Source organism: Arenibacter aquaticus, from assembly GCF_003957295.1.
Lineage (GTDB): Bacteria > Bacteroidota > Bacteroidia > Flavobacteriales > Flavobacteriaceae > Arenibacter > Arenibacter aquaticus.
Genome location: NZ_RQPJ01000002.1, coordinates 715,175 through 732,624, shown reverse-complemented (window position 1 = coordinate 732,624; position 17,450 = coordinate 715,175). Strand labels below are relative to the sequence as shown.

The 17,450-nt window shown below is 41.1% G+C and carries 13 protein-coding genes; 7 read left to right on the top strand and 6 right to left on the bottom strand.

Going from position 1 to position 17,450, the window contains the following annotated elements:
- Positions 1-70: 70 nt before the first annotated feature.
- The 3 genes from mscL to EHW67_RS05940 all read right to left on the bottom strand — a co-directional run bounded on the left by mscL (position 71) and on the right by EHW67_RS05940 (position 2,362).
- Positions 71-481 (bottom strand): large-conductance mechanosensitive channel protein MscL, encoded by a 411-nt coding sequence (gene mscL, locus EHW67_RS05950; protein ID WP_126161439.1) that lies wholly within the window; start codon positions 479-481, stop codon positions 71-73.
- Between the two features lie 137 nt (positions 482-618).
- Positions 619-1,725 (bottom strand): alanine racemase, encoded by a 1,107-nt coding sequence (gene alr / locus EHW67_RS05945; protein WP_126161438.1) that lies wholly within the window; start codon positions 1,723-1,725, stop codon positions 619-621.
- Positions 1,718-2,362: a thymidine kinase gene (locus EHW67_RS05940; protein WP_126161437.1), complete on the bottom strand. Its 645-nt coding sequence runs from the start codon at positions 2,360-2,362 to the stop codon at positions 1,718-1,720. The genes alr and EHW67_RS05940 overlap by 8 nt, the downstream gene beginning before the upstream one ends.
- Before the next feature lie 326 nt (positions 2,363-2,688).
- Between EHW67_RS05940 and EHW67_RS05935 the strand changes: the two genes are divergently transcribed.
- From EHW67_RS05935 to EHW67_RS05925, 3 genes are all read left to right on the top strand, one after another.
- Positions 2,689-3,375, top strand: a complete 687-nt coding sequence (locus EHW67_RS05935) for a hypothetical protein (protein WP_126161436.1) — start codon at positions 2,689-2,691, stop codon at positions 3,373-3,375.
- Positions 3,376-3,474: 99 nt separating this feature from the next.
- The gene (gene rsmI / locus EHW67_RS05930; RefSeq protein WP_126161435.1) at positions 3,475-4,146 is read left to right on the top strand and encodes a 16S rRNA (cytidine(1402)-2'-O)-methyltransferase; all 672 of its coding nucleotides are present in this window, start codon (positions 3,475-3,477) and stop codon (positions 4,144-4,146) included.
- Complete coding sequence (locus EHW67_RS05925; RefSeq protein ID WP_126161434.1) at positions 4,146-4,727, top strand: uracil-DNA glycosylase family protein; 582 nt, start codon at positions 4,146-4,148, stop codon at positions 4,725-4,727. Before rsmI ends, EHW67_RS05925 begins: the two co-directional genes overlap by 1 nt.
- A gap of 1,229 nt (positions 4,728-5,956) precedes the next feature.
- Here EHW67_RS05925 and EHW67_RS05920 read toward each other — a convergent pair.
- Positions 5,957-6,565 (bottom strand): superoxide dismutase, encoded by a 609-nt coding sequence (locus EHW67_RS05920; RefSeq protein WP_126161433.1) that lies wholly within the window; start codon positions 6,563-6,565, stop codon positions 5,957-5,959.
- Positions 6,566-6,683: 118 nt separating this feature from the next.
- On the opposite strand from EHW67_RS05920, the gene EHW67_RS05915 reads away from it, so the two are divergent.
- From EHW67_RS05915 to EHW67_RS05900, 4 genes are all read left to right on the top strand, one after another.
- A complete protein-coding gene (locus EHW67_RS05915) occupies positions 6,684-9,794 on the top strand; it encodes a UvrD-helicase domain-containing protein (protein WP_126161432.1) in 3,111 nt (1,036 codons plus the stop codon).
- 208 nt (positions 9,795-10,002) lie between these two features.
- Positions 10,003-11,196: a glycine C-acetyltransferase gene (gene kbl, locus EHW67_RS05910; RefSeq protein WP_126161431.1), complete on the top strand. Its 1,194-nt coding sequence runs from the start codon at positions 10,003-10,005 to the stop codon at positions 11,194-11,196.
- Positions 11,197-11,310: 114 nt separating this feature from the next.
- A complete protein-coding gene (locus EHW67_RS05905) occupies positions 11,311-12,651 on the top strand; it encodes an OmpA family protein (protein ID WP_126161430.1) in 1,341 nt (446 codons plus the stop codon).
- A 130-nt stretch (positions 12,652-12,781) separates the two neighbouring features.
- Positions 12,782-15,532: a PD-(D/E)XK nuclease family protein gene (locus tag EHW67_RS05900; RefSeq protein ID WP_126161429.1), complete on the top strand. Its 2,751-nt coding sequence runs from the start codon at positions 12,782-12,784 to the stop codon at positions 15,530-15,532.
- A gap of 3 nt (positions 15,533-15,535) precedes the next feature.
- On the opposite strand, the gene EHW67_RS05895 is transcribed toward EHW67_RS05900, so the two are convergent.
- Together EHW67_RS05895 and EHW67_RS05890 are read right to left on the bottom strand one after the other, a co-directional pair.
- Entirely contained in the window at positions 15,536-16,249 is a 714-nt protein-coding gene (locus EHW67_RS05895; protein ID WP_126161428.1) for an SDR family oxidoreductase, read from the bottom strand.
- 201 nt (positions 16,250-16,450) lie between these two features.
- Positions 16,451-17,446 (bottom strand): MlaD family protein, encoded by a 996-nt coding sequence (locus tag EHW67_RS05890; RefSeq protein WP_126161427.1) that lies wholly within the window; start codon positions 17,444-17,446, stop codon positions 16,451-16,453.
- Between the last annotated feature and the right edge of the window lie 4 nt (positions 17,447-17,450).

Sequence of the window (17,450 nt, the reverse complement as noted above, 5' to 3'; positions counted from 1 at the left end):
TGGTTGGTTAGTTGGGTAGTGTAACGGTTAAGGTCTTGGTGTTGGGCAAGACCCAAGATGCTTCTATAAATTATTGCTTTTTCAGTAAATCCCTGATCTGGGTCAAGAGTTCTTCCTGACTTGGTCCTTTTGGAGCTTCGGGAGCTGCTTCTTTTGGTTTCTTGGTTTTATTGTAAGCCTTAACAATTACGAATAGTACAAACCCAACAATGACCAAATTGATAAGGGTGTTTATCCAAGCTCCATAACGTATGGCACTTTCGGGTTTTTCAACCGTTCCGTCTGCAGCCACAACAGCTTCTGAAAGTACATATTGCATATCCGAGAAATCTACGCCTCCGGTAAAGTAGCCTACTATCGGCATCATGATATCGTTAACAAATCCGCTGACCACTGCACCTACAGCACCAGCTAATAGTACCGCAACCGCCAAATCTATAACATTGCCGGTCATGATAAACTCCTTAAACTCTTTTAGCATAATTAGTGTTTTTTGTGATTATTAGTATCTGCAATTTAACTAAAAAAACTAATTCACAAGGAAGTGTTAAAAAAATACTTGTCCCCAGTGCATCTTTTAGGGCTGTATTTCCATGTTATAAGGAGAATATATTTTTATTATTCCAAATAAATTCTTTTTACCCGTTGCGATATGCCTGTGAGGAGTTCATAGGTAATGGTATTTGCTGATGAGGCCAGTTGCTCTGCGCTTAATTCTTTACCAAAAACAATTACCTCGTCCCCCTCCTTACAATCAATTCCCGTTATATCTATCATAATCATATCCATGCATACGTTGCCAATCAAGGGGGCCATTTTACCCTGTATCCAAACATGGCCTATTCCGTTGCCGTATTGTCTACCTATTCCGTCTGCATGTCCCAGAGGAAGGGTAGCCGTTACTTTTGGGTTCTTGGCCTTATAGGCCCTGTTATAGCCTACGCTTTCGTTGGCCCCAATTGTGTGTATTTGGGATATGACCGTTTTTAGGGTAGCCACAGGTATCAATTTTTTGTCTTCTGCCGGCTCGTTTCCGTAGCCATAGAGACCAATACCGCTCCTTACCATGTTGTACTGCGCTTCTGGATAGTTTATTATTCCAGAGGTATTTAACATATGGCGCATGGGAGCGTAATTCAATTCTTTAAGTATGGCCGTACTAATTTTTTCAAATTTCCCTATCTGCGCCATGGTAAAGTCTCTTTCCGATGCATCTTCTGAAGCTGCCAAATGTGAAAAAAGGGAACTTACTTTTAATTGCGGCATTTCATTAAGGGATTGCAGAATAAAATCAATATCGTTTTCCCCAAGGCCCAATCTATTAAGCCCGGTATTGAATTTTATGTGTACCGGGTAATTTTTTTGACCCAGGTCTTTTGCCATTTTTGAGAATGTGGTGAAGATGGTCTTGGAATAAAGACAGGGTTCCAAGCAGTGTTCTATAATGCTAGAAAAGCTCAGCTGTTGGGGATGGAACACTATAATGGGCAGGCTAATCCCTGCTTTTCTTAAGGCCACGCCCTCGGCCGTGTAGGCTACTGCAAGATAATCTGCCCCCAGCGTTTCCAGTTTTTTGGCAATGGCAACGGAATCGCTACCATAGGCGAAGGCCTTGACCACTCCTAAAAACTTAGTGTCCCGGTAAATCTTGGATCTCAAATAACGGTAATTGTGTTCCAGTGCCCTAAGGTCTATTTCCAGAACGGTTTCGCCAACCTTAGTCATTGGATTTTTTTTGAGGGGGTATAATTTCCTCGGAGTTTACCTCCAGGGCATTTACTTTTTCCTTTAACATGGCCTTGTAATAAGCAGCCCTGCTCAAGGGCTCATATTCTTCTGTCTCACCTAAAAAGACCAATTTATTGTTGTTGGCCTTTCTGTAGCTGTAATTTGCCAAGTTTCCGGTTCGGGTGCATACGGCATGGACTTTAGTTACATATTCTGCCGTGGCCATTAGCGCGGGCATGGGGCCAAAAGGATTGCCCTTGAAGTCCATATCCAGTCCGGCCACTACAACGCGGATCCCTTTATTGGCCAAATCATTGCAGACCGTAACAATTTCGTCATCAAAAAACTGGGCTTCATCAATCCCTACCACATCACAATTATCGGCCAGTAGGCGTATATTGGCAGCAGCAGGGACCGGGGTAGATCTAATCTCATTGGCATCATGTGATACCACCATTTCCTCATGGTATCTTTTGTCTACCATTGGCTTAAATATTTCTACCTTCTGCTTGGCAAACTGGGCTCGTTTTAACCTCCTGATCAATTCCTCCGTCTTACCAGAGAACATGGAACCACAGATTACTTCGATCCAACCGAATTGTTCTTTAGGGTTAACAGTATTTTCGAGAAACATTTTGTAATTTTAGACGAAAGTAATTTGTTTTTCGTTTATTTTATAGGAAGCATAAAATTATTAAAAAAATAATCCTTCTGGCATTAATGTTGGTAAAAGTTAATGGGCCTGGTATTCTTGGTCCAATGTGTTTAAAATAAGCGCTTTGGAAGGATAAAAAGAAGGTGTTGCCACAGGCCGTGGATGATTTTGGCAAAAATGTGGCGTTCAGCAATACATTCTATAGGAAATATAATAACAGGATTGGAATTACAAGATGATGGCCCTGCCGCAACTTGAGTTCTACATTTTTAATTTATTTTTATTCAGTTAAAAAGATTAAGCGTATGAAAAAGAGACTAAAAGAAGAGTTGAGAAAGTTGTCTACAGATATTATTACTTCCAGAAATATGAACGATATCCCTGCCTTGTATGACTCGGCCAGGGAGTTATATGAGAAGTTGGCGGTTTTAAAATATATTGAGGAAAAACTCAATGAAGTGGAGATTGATGTGTCTAAAAATGCCATTGCCTCCAAATTTGAAACCATGGCCAATTCGGTTTTGAGTGCAAATTCGTCGGTTCCGGAAAGTAACCCGCACGAGGAGGATATTATTACTCCGGGTATAGATACCATCAAGGATATGGTGTCCGAAATGCCAAGTTCTACCACTATTGAGGAAGTTTTGTCCCAGTTCACCAACAAGCCGGATTTAATTAAGAATGACAAGGACTTATTTATGCCCAAAGAGGAGAAGGTGGCCAAACCGGTTGCCAGTGCCAAGGCTGTTGATGCAAATCACAAAAAGGTAATCAAGGTGGATTTAAATGACCGTTTGGCCTTTGTAAAACATCTGTTCAATAATAATATGGAAGATTATAACCGGGTATTGTCCCAGTTGAGTACCATAGACAGTGAAGAACGCTCTATTTCTTTTATTGAGAACATGGTAAAACCAGATTACAATAATTGGGAAGGCAAGGAAGAGTATGAAGCAAGGTTTATGAGCGTGATTGCAAGGAAATTTGCCTAACCAAAGACTACTGGCTTTTATATGACCTGTGCCGGGATTTTCATTACTTTTGGCAGAAATCAGCTGTTTTAAATGTAAAACAGGGCCTTAATTATATGCATGGGGAAATTATATATAGTACCAACACCTATTGGTAATTTGGAGGACATTACCTTACGGGCCATCAGGGTCTTAAAGGAAGTAGACCTTATTCTGGCCGAGGATACCCGTACCAGCGGTAAATTATTGCACCATTATAATATTAGCACCCCTATGCAAAGCCATCATATGCACAATGAGCATAAAACCGTAGATGGAATTGTTAGGCGGTTGCAGACTGGTGGGGACATAGCCTTGATTTCGGATGCCGGAACACCGGCCATATCCGATCCAGGTTTTTTATTGACCAGGGCCTGTGTTGAAAATGATATTGCTGTAGAATGCCTTCCGGGCGCCACAGCATTTGTACCGGCTTTGGTAAATAGTGGCCTTCCTAATGATAAATTTGTTTTTGAAGGTTTTTTGCCCGTAAAAAAGGGTAGGCAAACCAGGCTGACACTTTTGTCCGAGGAAAATAGGACCATGATTTTTTATGAATCCCCTCATAAGTTGGTGAAAACCCTTTCCCATTTTGTAACGTATTTTGGAGCCGATAGGCCGGTTTCGGTTTCTCGGGAATTGTCCAAAATGTACGAGGAAACCATTAGGGGGGCTGTTGGCGATGTGCTCCAGCACTTTACCAAGTCGCCGCCCAAGGGGGAGATCGTGATTGTGGTAGGGGGAAAAAAATAATGCAGGAACTATTATCGGAAATAAGAGATTGTCAACACTGCCAAGCCCATCTTCCTTTGGGACCAAGACCCATTGTTTCGGCCCATCCCAGTGCTAGATTAATTATTATAGGGCAGGCTCCGGGAAGCAAAGTGCATCAATCCGGGATTCCATGGGACGACCCCAGCGGAAAACAACTCCGGCAATGGCTTAATATATCCAATTCACAATTTTACGATGAAACCAAGGTTGCCCTAATACCTATGGGGTTCTGTTACCCAGGAAAGGGGAAGGGTGGTGACCTGCCTCCTAGGTCGGAATGTGCCCCTATGTGGCATAATACACTTATTAATAACATGCCCAAGGCAAAGTTGACCCTATTGATAGGTGCCTATTCCCAAAAGTATTATTTGGGCAATAGGGCCAAGAAAAACCTGACCGAGACCGTGCGTTCTTTTCAAGATTATTTGCCGCAATTCCTACCATTGCCCCACCCCTCCCCAAGAAATAGGTTTTGGCAGGCCAAAAACCCTTGGTTTCAGAAGGAGGTAGTCCCAGTTTTACAATTCCATACCGCAAATATTTTTGGAGAGGATCAATAGGGATTGGAAATTGAACAAGAATTAGGGGTAATGACAGCTGTAAAGTATTTCAACCTATTAATGGGAAGTTGGTCTAAAACCTTTTTTGTGAGCTCGGCTTTACTTTACTTTTGAAGGACCATAGCATAAGTAGGTTAAGTTCATGGTAAGATTTGGGGAAAAAAGGCGAAGCGTGGCTTCGCCTTTTTTATTGCTGAATATCAATATTTTAAGTGTGTTACATGGATTTGTTAACAATCATAGTGTAGAAATTGACAGATAATATTTCATAAATCTTTTTGTTATTTCTCACAATACCAGTATTTTAGTAGCGCCATAGCATAAGTAGGTTAAGTTTATGGTAAGATTTGGGACGAAAAGGGTAGAGACTTCTCTACCCTTTTCAATTTTATAACCACAAAATTATCCATTCATTTGGCTCCGGTGGTCTGCATTGTTATTATAGGTATCCGTGAATCTTCGATTTAGTTCATGAATTTATATTTAAGAAAATAACCAGTCACGAACCAATCAAACTTGTCTGTCGTCTTTAGGCAGGAGAAAAGATTCTTCTTAGCTATGAGATCCTTAAGATCTGGGGTTTTTATGTGGCAATGCCATGGCCAGAATTATTTCCAAGTCTTCAATATTTCTTTGCAGCCACGCCCTCTCTATTACGGAAGTAGATTTATCTGACAAGTAATTTCGAAGTCAAGATTCAGTGCTATTGGGTTGTAGGAACTAAAACCGGCCTATTTTCAATTTCGTTCAAAATCAAGTGGTTTCCACATTGGACAAAGGAAGCCCTGCCTCGCCGGCAGGCAGGTGTCCAAAGAGCATTTCACCCAAGTGAAAGCGGCCTGGACAGTGTGGCCGTGGAAAGTGCGTAGATTTATAGAAATTTAAAATCAGCCTAGCCTCGGCTACAGCTGGCTCCTCCTAATCAGGGTACACCGTACCTTGCTTATTCGGCCCTGGTCGCTTTTTTTGGGCGATGCAAAAAATGAACAGAACACGAACTTTAGGTAGTTAATTTTATTTTTCCAATTAGCCCATTACTTTTGGAATTGATCTAAAAAAAAGTCCGCCTTTTAATTTCTAAAAGGCGGACTTTTTATATGCGGGCGGGTATGTTTATACGCTAAAAAACCCTTTTATTATATTTAGGACAGAAGGTCTATGCTCAATGCATATGTCTTGCAGCCAAAATGTGTGGCTTGTTTAACGTACATGCCCAATTGTATGGGGTATTATTTATTGGCCTCGTACAATTCGGTTACTTTATCCCAGTTTACTACATTGAAAAATGCATTGATATAGTCTGGTCTCCTATTCTGATAGTTTAGGTAATAGGCGTGTTCCCACACGTCCAAACCTAAAATTGGATATCCACCACAGCCAGTTTCGGGCATGGTTGGGTTATCCTGGTTGGGTGTAGAGCAAATCTCCAATTTGCCTCCTTTGTGCACACATAACCAAGCCCATCCAGAACCAAATCTTGTTGCAGCAGCCTTGGAAAAGGCGTCCTTAAAGGATTCAAATGATCCAAATGCAGCAGAGATGGCATCGGCCAAATCGCCAGTAGGAGTTCCACCGCCGTTGGGCGACATGATTTCCCAGAATAGGGAATGGTTAAAGAATCCACCTCCATTATTTCTTACGGCCCCGTTGGACATATCCAAATTGGTAAGTATATCGGATATTGATTTGTTTTCCAAATCCGTTCCGGCTATAGCATTGTTTAAATTGTTAGTGTACCCGTTGTGATGCTTGGTATGGTGTATTTCCATTGTTCTGGCATCAATATGTGGTTCCAAAGCGTCATACGCATAAGGTAATTTTGGTAATTCAAAAGCCATAATGTTTCGTTTTTATGTTAAAAAATGTTGTTTTTCAAAATTACGGTTTTATGATATAAATACAACTAATAATTTGTTAAGAACTGTTCAATATTGCTTAATTTGCGACTAAAACAACGTGCAGGACGCTCCTTATAAAATATATAATGCCTCCGCTGGCTCCGGCAAGACCTATACCTTGGCCAAGGAGTATTTGAAAATTATACTGTCTTCTGATTTTAATAGGAATTATCGTAGCATCCTGGCCATTACATTTACGAATAAGGCCGTAGGTGAAATGAAGCAACGAATCCTAGGCAGCCTTTTTACTTTTGGGGAAACATTGGGTGATGAGGATGTGCCCCCCATGCTTTTGGATATATCCCAAGAATTGGGAGTAGATGTGGCTACCTTAAGTAAAAGATCCAAGCAGGTCTTAAAGGAGATTTTACACAACTACGCATTTTTTGATGTTTCTACTATTGATAAGTTTACCCACAGATTAATAAGAACTTTTGCCAAGGACCTTAAACTTCCACAAAATTTTGATGTGGTAATGGATACCAATCTATTGTTGGACGAAGCCATAGCTCGACTCATCAATAGGGCGGGCAGTAATGCCCAATTAACAAAAGTGCTTATAGACTTCGCCCTGGAAAAAATTGATGACGATAAGAGCTGGGATATTGGCTTTGACCTTCAAAAAATAGGGAAGCTGATCTTTAATGAAAATCATGCCGAACACCTAAATAAATTGGAAACTAAGCGTATTGATGATTTTTTGGCTTTAAAAAAAGATCTCATACGTCAAATTTCCGAGCTGGAAGTGAAAATTATTGACCGGGCCAAGGATATACTTACTATAGTACAGGACAATGGTTTGGAGTTCAATAATTTTAAATCGGGCTATTTTCCAAAGTTTATGGTGAAAATAGCTTCGGGCGATCTAAACATTGACTTTGCAGCCGGCTGGAAACAAAAATTTGATTCCGATCCCCTTTACGCGAAGTCCTGTCCACAAGACATCAAAAGTATTTTGGATGGGCTTCATCCCCGTTTTATTGATTTGTTCAATGAAATAAAGGATAACCATTTGGCCCTTTCCCTCTTTAGGAACGTATATGGCAATATTGTACCCCTTACCGTCATCAATGCCATTCAACAAGAAATAAAGAACCTGGAGCTAGAGCAGGACCTGTTGCCCATATCATCATTTAATAGTATTATTTCCAAAGAGATAAAGGGGCAGCCAGCTCCATTTATCTATGAACGTATTGGAGAGAAATACCGCCACTATTTTGTGGACGAGTTTCAGGATACCTCCCAAATGCAGTGGAACAACTTAATCCCTTTAATAGGGAATGCCCTGGAGAGTCAGGACGACATGGGAAAAATAGGCTCTTTATTATTGGTGGGCGATGCCAAACAGGCCATTTATAGATGGCGGGGCGGTAAAGCAGAGCAGTTCCTAAATCTTATCGATCTAAAGGAGAACCCCTTTGTATTTCCTGCTGCAACGGCCAACCTTCCTGCCAATTACCGCAGCCATGAAGAGGTTATAAAATTTAACAACGATTTTTTTACAGTTACCAGCCCATTCCTGGAAAGCGAACTATATAACCGCTTGTTCATGGAAGGCAACAAACAGCAGTACAACCATAAAAAAGGAGGGTTGGTGCAACTTTCCTTTATTGATAAAGAGGAAGAGGACGAGGCCTACTGCAATAGGGTGGTCACTATCTTGGAGCAGGTCTTGCAAACAAACCATGCCCTAAAGGATATTTGTATCCTTACCCGGAAGAAAAAGCACGGTGTACTTTTAGCCGATTTTCTGATGCAAAGGAAAATCCCTATTATTTCTTCGGAAACACTGTTGTTAAATAGCAATCCCAAGGTGAGGTTCCTTATCAACTTATTGCATTTTAGTCTGCAGCCCAATGATTTGGAGCGGTGTTTTGATATGCTCAATTTCTTGTGCGAAGCTGGGAAGAACAAACATCAATTTATACAGGAGAACCTTGGGGATGTTAGCGGTTTGTTAAGGGAAACATACGGATTTAATCCGCATATTATGCAACAATCCTCGGTTTATGACGCCTTGGAGTATGCTGTAAAAAAGTTTGGTCTGGCCGATAACTCTGATGCCTATATTACTTATTTTTTGGATGTTGCCCTGGAAGTGGAGCAAAGAGAGGGTTCCAATGCCCAGGTGTTTTTGGCATATTGGGAGAAAAAAAAGGACGGATTAAGTATAAGTGCTCCCGAAAATGTGGATGCCGTTCATATTATGACAGTGCACAAATCCAAGGGACTGGAATTTCCAATTGTAATTTTTCCCTTTGCCAACACCAATATTTATGAAGAAATAGACCCCAAGCTATGGCTGTCCGTACCTCCGGAACAGTTTAACGGCTTTGAGGAGGTCCTGATCAATAAAAAACAGGAAGTGTTATCCTATGGACCGCAGGCAGAGGCCATTTTCAATGAGGAGCAGCATAAATTGGAACTGGATGCATTTAATATCCTCTATGTGGCGCTTACAAGAGCGGTCAAGGCCCTGTACGTGGTGAGTAAAAAGGATTTGACCAGCAAAGGGGGGCACAAGACCAATCTTTACTCCGGACTCTTTATACACTACTTAAAGGAAAAAGGGTTATGGGAAGAGAGCAGGGACTGTTATGAATTTGGTAAGCTGGACAGCCAGAAAGAGGAAGGGCTGAAAAAAGAGGAGCAACAAAAGATTCCCCACCTATATACGCACAAAGAGCGACCCGAATTTAGGATTTTGACCAAAACAGGATCTCTGTGGGACACCCAAAGGGAGACAGCAATTAGTACGGGCAACCTATTGCATTACGCCATGGGACTTATAGAGACCGGGGAGGATGTTGGGAAAACCATAGATCTTCTTATTGCCAATGGCGATATAAGGCCGGAAGAGGGTGAAGGGATGATAGCCAAGCTCAGGTCCATTACAGAGCATCCTAAACTTGCCCATTATTTTGCCAAAGGGAACGAGGTAAAAAATGAACAGGATATCCTTACCAAAGAGGGGAAGGTGCTACGCCCCGATAGGATTGTGATCAGGGAAAACAGGGCAGCCATTCTGGATTATAAGACCGGAAAGCAAAGCCCATCCTATCATGAACAATTGTATTCCTATTCGGATGCCTTGGAAGAAATGGGTCTGGTAATCCAAGACAGGATTATTGTCTATATTAATGAAGAAATTATGTTGGACTTCGTTTAGGTAGACAAAATTCAATAAAAAGGTTAAATATAGAACGGGCCATTGGTTAATGAAGTGTTATGCGGGATCCCCAGAAAGCCTTCCGGAGATTTTTTGTGAAGCTTTTATTTATAATAAGGTCTCTGATACAATCCCTACAGAAGGCGTAATAGGACGGGGGTGGCCCAAGGAGTTTATTAAGGATCAAAAATCAATCTAACTTTAAATTATGTACGGAAAGATCAAGGAGTATTTAGGGGAGGAATTGGCAGCTATAAAGGAGGCTGGTCTGTATAAAGAGGAACGCATTATTGTGAGTCCACAGGATGCGGTAATTAAAATAGCGGGCGGCAAGGAGGTTATTAATTTCTGTGCCAACAACTATTTGGGATTTTCGTCCCATCCAGAGGTAGTACAGGCGGCAAAGGATACCTTGGACAGCCATGGTTTTGGAATGTCTTCGGTAAGGTTTATATGTGGCACTCAGGATATACATAAGGAGCTGGAGAAAAAGATAGCTGATTTCTATGGTACAGAAGATACTATCCTATATGCGGCTGCCTTTGATGCCAATGGCGGTGTTTTTGAACCCTTATTGGGACCGGAAGATGCCATTATTTCCGACTCCTTGAACCATGCTTCCATAATTGACGGAGTTCGTTTGTGCAAGGCCAAGCGTTACAGGTATGCCAATAGCGATATGGACAATTTGGAAGAGCAACTAAAGCAGGCAGATAGGGATGGAGCCAGATTTAAAATAGTTGTAACCGATGGGGTGTTCTCTATGGATGGCTTGGTAGCCCCGCTTGATAAAATATGCGATCTGGCCGATAAATACGATGCTATGGTTATGATCGATGAATGTCATGCGGCTGGTTTTATTGGGCCTAGCGGTAGGGGTACCCTGGAAGAAAAGCAGGTCATGGGCAGAATAGATATTATTACAGGTACCCTGGGCAAGGCCCTTGGTGGGGCAATGGGTGGCTATACCACCGGTAAAAAGGAAATAATAGAAATACTAAGACAGCGCTCAAGACCCTACCTATTCTCCAATTCCCTGGCACCCGCTATAGTAGGTGCTTCCATTAAGGTTTTTGATATGTTGGCAAACAATACCGAACTACGTGATAGACTGGCGTACAATACCCAGTACTTTAAGCAAGGAATCAAAAAGGCCGGTTTTGAAATTATTGACGGGGACACTGCAATTGTCCCCATAATGCTCCATGATGCCAAACTGGCACAAGAAATGGCCCAATTGATGTTGCAAAGGGGGATATACGTAATAGGTTTCTTTTATCCAGTGGTTCCAAAGGGTAAGGCCAGGATACGCGTTCAATTATCAGCAGCACATAAAAAGGAACATTTGGATCTTGCAATCGCAGCATTTATTGAGGTTGGAAAGAAACTAAAAGTCGTTTAAATGCGCTTTTTTTCGCACGAAATGCGTTAAAAAAATTAACAGAACAATTTTGTTAATAGTTTTTAACAACCTACATTTGTAGCTAATAAACACTTAAACTTAAAAAAATTGAACATGAAACATCTTAGCAAATTATTGGTTGTTGCCTTACTATTTGTAGGTTTTAACAACGTACAAGCGCAGGACGAGAATAACCCATGGCAAGTAAGTTTCGGAGCAAACGCAATAGACGTTTTCCCTACCGAAGATGTTAGCAGCTTTGGAAATGAGTTCTTTAATGCAACGGACCATTGGAACATTCTTCCTTCTATTTCCTATGTTGGGGTATCCAAATATGTAGGTAGTGGTTTCTCTATTGGAGCAAGAGGTTCTTTGAACCGAATTGACAAATTGGGAGATGTAAGCGTGGACGACTTGTCGCACTATGCTGTTGATGGTACAATCAAATATAATTTCCTACAGAATACAGTTGTTGATCCATTCATTGAAATAGGTGGTGGTTATACTTGGATTGATGAAGTTGGTGCCGGAACCGTTAATGGAGGTATTGGACTTAACTTCTGGTTTACAGAAAATATTGGTTTAACCTTGCAGTCTTCTTATAAGCATGCTTTTGAAGATTACTTGGCTAAGCATTTCCAACATATGGCCGGTCTTGCTATCAAATTTGGTGGTACTGATACAGATGGTGACGGAGTATACGATAAAGACGATGCTTGTCCAGAGGTTGCTGGTTTGGAAATGTTCAACGGATGTCCAGATGCTGATGGCGATGGTATAGAGGATAGTAAAGATGCTTGTCCTAATGAAGCCGGTTCCAAGGAAATGAACGGATGTCCAGATGCTGATGGTGACGGTGTTGCCGATAAGGACGATGCTTGTCCTAACGATGCTGGTCTTGCTGCCTTAGCTGGTTGTCCAGATGCTGACGGTGACGGTGTTGCCGATAAAGATGATGCTTGTCCTAACGAAGCAGGTCCTTCTGCAAACAAAGGATGCCCATGGCCTGATACTGACGGAGACGGTGTTTTGGACAAAGATGATACTTGTCCAGATGTTGCCGGAACTGTTGCTAACCAAGGTTGTCCTGAAGTTACCGAAGAAGTTCAAAAGCAATTGAACGAATACGCTAGAACTATCTTGTTCGATACTGGTAAGTCTTCTATCAAAGCAGAGTCTACTTCTGTAATGGTTGATATTATCACTATCCTTAAAGAGTACCCTAATTCTAAATTTACGGTAGAAGGTCATACAGATAGCGTTGGTAGTTCTTCTTTGAACCAAAAACTTTCAGAGTCCAGAGCACTTTCTGTTAAGACTTTCTTAGTTGAAAAAGGTATTGAAGAGTTTAGATTATCTGCTATAGGTTACGGTGAAGATAAGCCTATAGCCTCTAACAGCACTAGATCTGGTAGAGCTCAAAACAGAAGAGTTGAAATTAACTTGGTGAAGTAATTCCCGGATAATTTTAAAACATAATTAAAAGCCTCGCAATTGCGGGGCTTTTTTTATTTTTGGTATGGTGATCCTGGAATGGGTTGTTATCCCAATTTTTATTGCCACTTAATTCTTAAACCCTAGACTTGTGCAGAGTTTTCTACAAAAGGTAGTTCATGATTTATTGGGTACCTACGACTCCTTTGATGACTTAATTCTTGTTCTTCCCAGTAAAAGGGCAGGCACAATACTGAGGACCACTTTGGCCAAAACAGGGAATAAAACCATGTTTTCACCCAAAATATCCAGTATAGAGGGTTTTGTAGAAGAGATCAGCAACCTTCAAGGGGCTTCCAATATGGAACAGCTGTTTACCCTGTACCAAGCCTATATGACCGTTGGGCCCATGGAAAAGGATAGTTTTGCTACCTTCTCCAAATGGGGCCAGACCTTATTACAGGATTTTAATGAAATAGACAGGTATTTAATAGATTCCAAGGATATCTTTTCCTATTTGGCCGACATACAGGAAATGAGTCATTGGTCCCTGCAGAAGGAAAAGTCCGAGATGGTTGAAAATTACATCCAATTCTGGAACGGTCTGGAATTGTTGTACAACACTTTTAATGATTTATTGAAAGCCAAAAGGCTTGGACATCAGGGCTTGATCTATCGGACGGCCTGTGAACAGTTAAAGGAGTACATTACACAAACGGCAGACAAAACACATATATTTATAGGCTTTAATGCCCTAAATACGGCCGAATCCTATATCATTCAGGAAATTCTTAAAGGAGGAAATGCCGACATTTTTTGGGATATAGATCCTTACTTTTTGGACGATCCCATTCATGATGCAGGATATTTTATTAGGCAACACAAAAATACATGGGACTGGCTTAAGGGCAAGACATTGAAGGGGGTGGAGAGTAACTATCTGTCTTCAAAGAATATTAGGATTGTAGGAGTGCCCAAGAATGTTTCCCAAACCAAATACGTGGGGAAGCTGTTGATGGAACTGCAAGCCCACAGCAATTCCGATCTAAAAAAAACTGCCGTGGTCCTCGGGGATGAGACCTTGCTGAACCCCTTGCTGAACGCAATACCAACCGAAATAGATAGCGTAAATATTACCATGGGCTATCCCTTAAAAAATACGCCACTTGCAAGTTTGTTCTCCCAATATTTCTCCGTTCATATAAAAAAAGATCAACAGGGCTGGTATTATCAACAATTGTTAGACTTTTTATCGCATCCATATATACAAATCCTTTGCACGGAGAATGGCCGCAATACGGCTTTTATGTTGAGCGAGGCAATTAAAAAGAATAATTGGGCCTTTATTACCACCAAGAACTTACAGTCTATAGAACAGGGAAACCAGGATTTATTGGAATTGTTGTTTTTTAGAGAGGCGGTAAACAGTAATACGTTTATTGATTGCTGTGAACGCATTATCCAATTATTACGGGATAGGTTTTTGGAGCTAAAAGATGCATTGGGGCTGGAGTATTTGTATAAATTCCATACCCATTTTAATCAGCTTAGGGAGATGGTAAATGAGTATTCCTTTGTGAACGATCTAAAATCCCTGGAAAGTTTATATGCCGAGTTGATACGTAACGAAACCCTTGATTTTCAAGGCGAGCCATTGGAGGGCTTGCAGATAATGGGAATGTTGGAAAGCAGGGTGTTGGATTTTGAAACGGTTATTCTCACCTCTGTTAACGAAGGTATATTGCCTTCGGGAAAGGCCAATAATTCATTTATTCCGTTCGACCTAAAAAAATACTACAAGCTTCCCACTTACAAGGAGAAGGATGCTGTGTATACGTATCATTTTTATCGACTTTTACAACGGGCAAGAAACGTTTATTTGGTTTATAATACAGAACCCGATGCCTTGGAAGGGGGAGAGAAAAGCAGACTGCTTACTCAGCTCCTAACAGATGGGAATATATTGGGGAGTATCACCGAAATAGTTGCAGCCCCGGAAATTGTCCCTTCTGTAAAATCCCTACAGAGCATAGATAAGGATTCTGGCCTTATGGAATTGGTAAAGGAGCATGCCGGTAATGGTTTTTCACCAACCTCCCTTAGCAACTATATTAGAAATCCATTGGACTTCTACAAGCGGAACCTTTTGGGAATAGATGATGTAGTGGCAGTTGAGGAAACTGTTGCCCATAATACCTTTGGGACAATTGTTCACGATTCCTTGGAGGACCTCTACAAGCCTTTTCTGGGCAGGTATTTGGATGCCACCATCATCAAGCAAATGATAGCCGCAGTGAAATCGACAGTAACTGGACATTTCGCCAAGAGTTTTGCGGATGGCGATATTAGTCGGGGCAAAAATCTGATCGCCTTTAATGTTGTTGTGCGCTATGTGGAAAATTTTTTAAAATTGGAGTTGAGGGAAGTTGAAAAGCATAAGATCAAGATTTTAGGTATTGAAGAGAAGCTGCGTATCAACATAAACATTCCAGAACTGGATTTTCCGGTGGTGTTAAAGGGAAAACTGGATCGGATTGATGAAAAAGACGGAAGACTTAGAATTATTGATTACAAGACAGGCAAGGTTACCAGTCCTAATGTGGAAATAGTGGACTGGGAAGATTGTATTGGCGATTATGATTATAGTAAAGCCTTTCAGTTGCTGTGTTATGCGGCGATGTACAACGACAGTCGCCCCATAGATACTATAGAAGCAGGGATTATTTCGTTTAAAAATTTAAGTGGCGGACTCCTCAATTTTGCCGTAAAGGAAAAAAAGGGCAGTAGAAACAAGGATATTTTGATTACCCAAGAAACTATTGCCCATTTTATGCATTGCCTAAAAACCCTGATATTGGAAATTGCTAATCCCCAAATACCATTTGTAGAAAAAGAGGTTTAGGGATTATTTTTTATCAGGTCGTGTTGGCCGTACCTCTATTTTACTAGGTAGGGTTCTTGGATGCATATTTAAAAGGTCTAACACCAACTCCCCGATGTCTTCAGGCTGTATTTTCCATGCGTCCTTTGCAGAAGGCTCATTATTGTTGAAATGGGTGGCCACGGAACCTGGCATTATGGTAGAAACCTTAATGTCATAGGGCCTTAGATCCAACATAGCGGCTTGGGTGAAACCAACAACCCCAAATTTGGTAGCGTTATAACCCGCTCCCTTGGCAAAGAAGTTGGTACCTGCCAAGCTCGCCAATGTAATGTAATAGCCTTTGGACTCTTTTAAAGCTTCTACTGAAGCCTTAAGCGTGTGGAATACTCCATTGAGGTTGGTGTTTATCATTTCATGCCATTGAATATCGGAAATTTCGTCTACAGCTGCAAAATGTCCTACACCAGCATTGGCAATGACCACGTCCAAGGATCCCCATTTTTCCAATATTTTCTGTACTGCTTTCTGTTCATCTGCCATCTTGGATACGTCAGAGGCAATGGCCAATACCCTATCTTCCGGCCCCAGTTGCTTCGCGGCCTTTTCTGCAGATTCCAATGATCTTCCGCTGATAGCAACCTTCATGCCTGCCTCCAATAATTGCACGGCTACCCCAAATCCTATTCCTTTGGAACCACCAGTAATATAAGCTACTTTATTCTTTAAATCGTTCATGATATTTCGTTTTTGTTGAGTGAAATTAGAATTATAGGGGCAGAATGAAAAAAAGTGAGCGTTATTGTTTTCTTAAAATCAGGCATCAGGGTCATGGCAACAATACCCACATTTCTTATATAAACAGGGGGTTTTCATAATTTGAAAGTTTGGATTGCTGGGTTGCGGATTGCCTTTTAGTACAGCTGTCATTGCCATTTATTATTGCGGTTCTTGCGATAGCTTGTTTTCTTTTTCTTTTTTCTTGTTAAGTTTTTTAAAATAACGCCTTGTTAAAAAATTGTATTTCAATGCCTCCGTAACCTCATTAAAATTTTTGACACCCTCCGAAACATTTTTCATGCTGGCCTGCAGTTGATCTACCAAAACGGTATCGGTTGCCAAGTAGTTTAAAGCTCCCTTTCCCTGTTCAATTTCGCTGAAAGTGGCGTTGAGATTGGCCGACATTTTTTCCAGGGCTATGCTCGATCTTTCTAAATGGGCAATTATGTTCTGTATTTTTTTGCCCGAAATGGAATCGGTCAATAAAACCCCTGCAGTGCTTTGTTCTAGGTCTATATGTCCTACCATTTGGTTTAATTGGCCAATCATTTCATTGGCCTCTCTACTGCTATGTTTCAAATTGGTAATGGTATTGGATAGTTCATTTGCCATAAGGGAATCATTTAATAATCGGCCAAGCGTCCCGTTCCCTTGGGTTAGTGAGCGGGTAACCATAAGTAGGTTTTGGGTGAGCAATGCAGCATTTTCATTGGTTTGGTTAAGGGTATTGAGCATATCCTGTGTGGCCACCCTGCTATAGGTCTGTAATTCATCTCCCGGGCCAATGTGGGGCGACATTCCAGAGCCAGGAACAATATTGATGAGCATACTGCCTACCAGACCATCCGAGCCTATGGTGGCAATGGCATCCTGTTTAATATGATCTTGCATTTTCTCGGCTATGATCATATGCACTTTAATACTGGTATCGTTTAGCATTTCAATTTTATTCACCGTTCCTACATTGATACCCGAAAAACGAACATTATTACCATTTTGGAGTCCGTTGGCATTTTTAAAAATAGCACTTATGGGGATGGTCTTGCCAAACATATTTTGCCTGTTGCCTATTAAATAAGCGGCCACAACCAACAGAGCACTGCCGAAGATGACAAATATTCCAAGTTTCAAGTTTTCCAATTTTGTCTTTGCCATAACC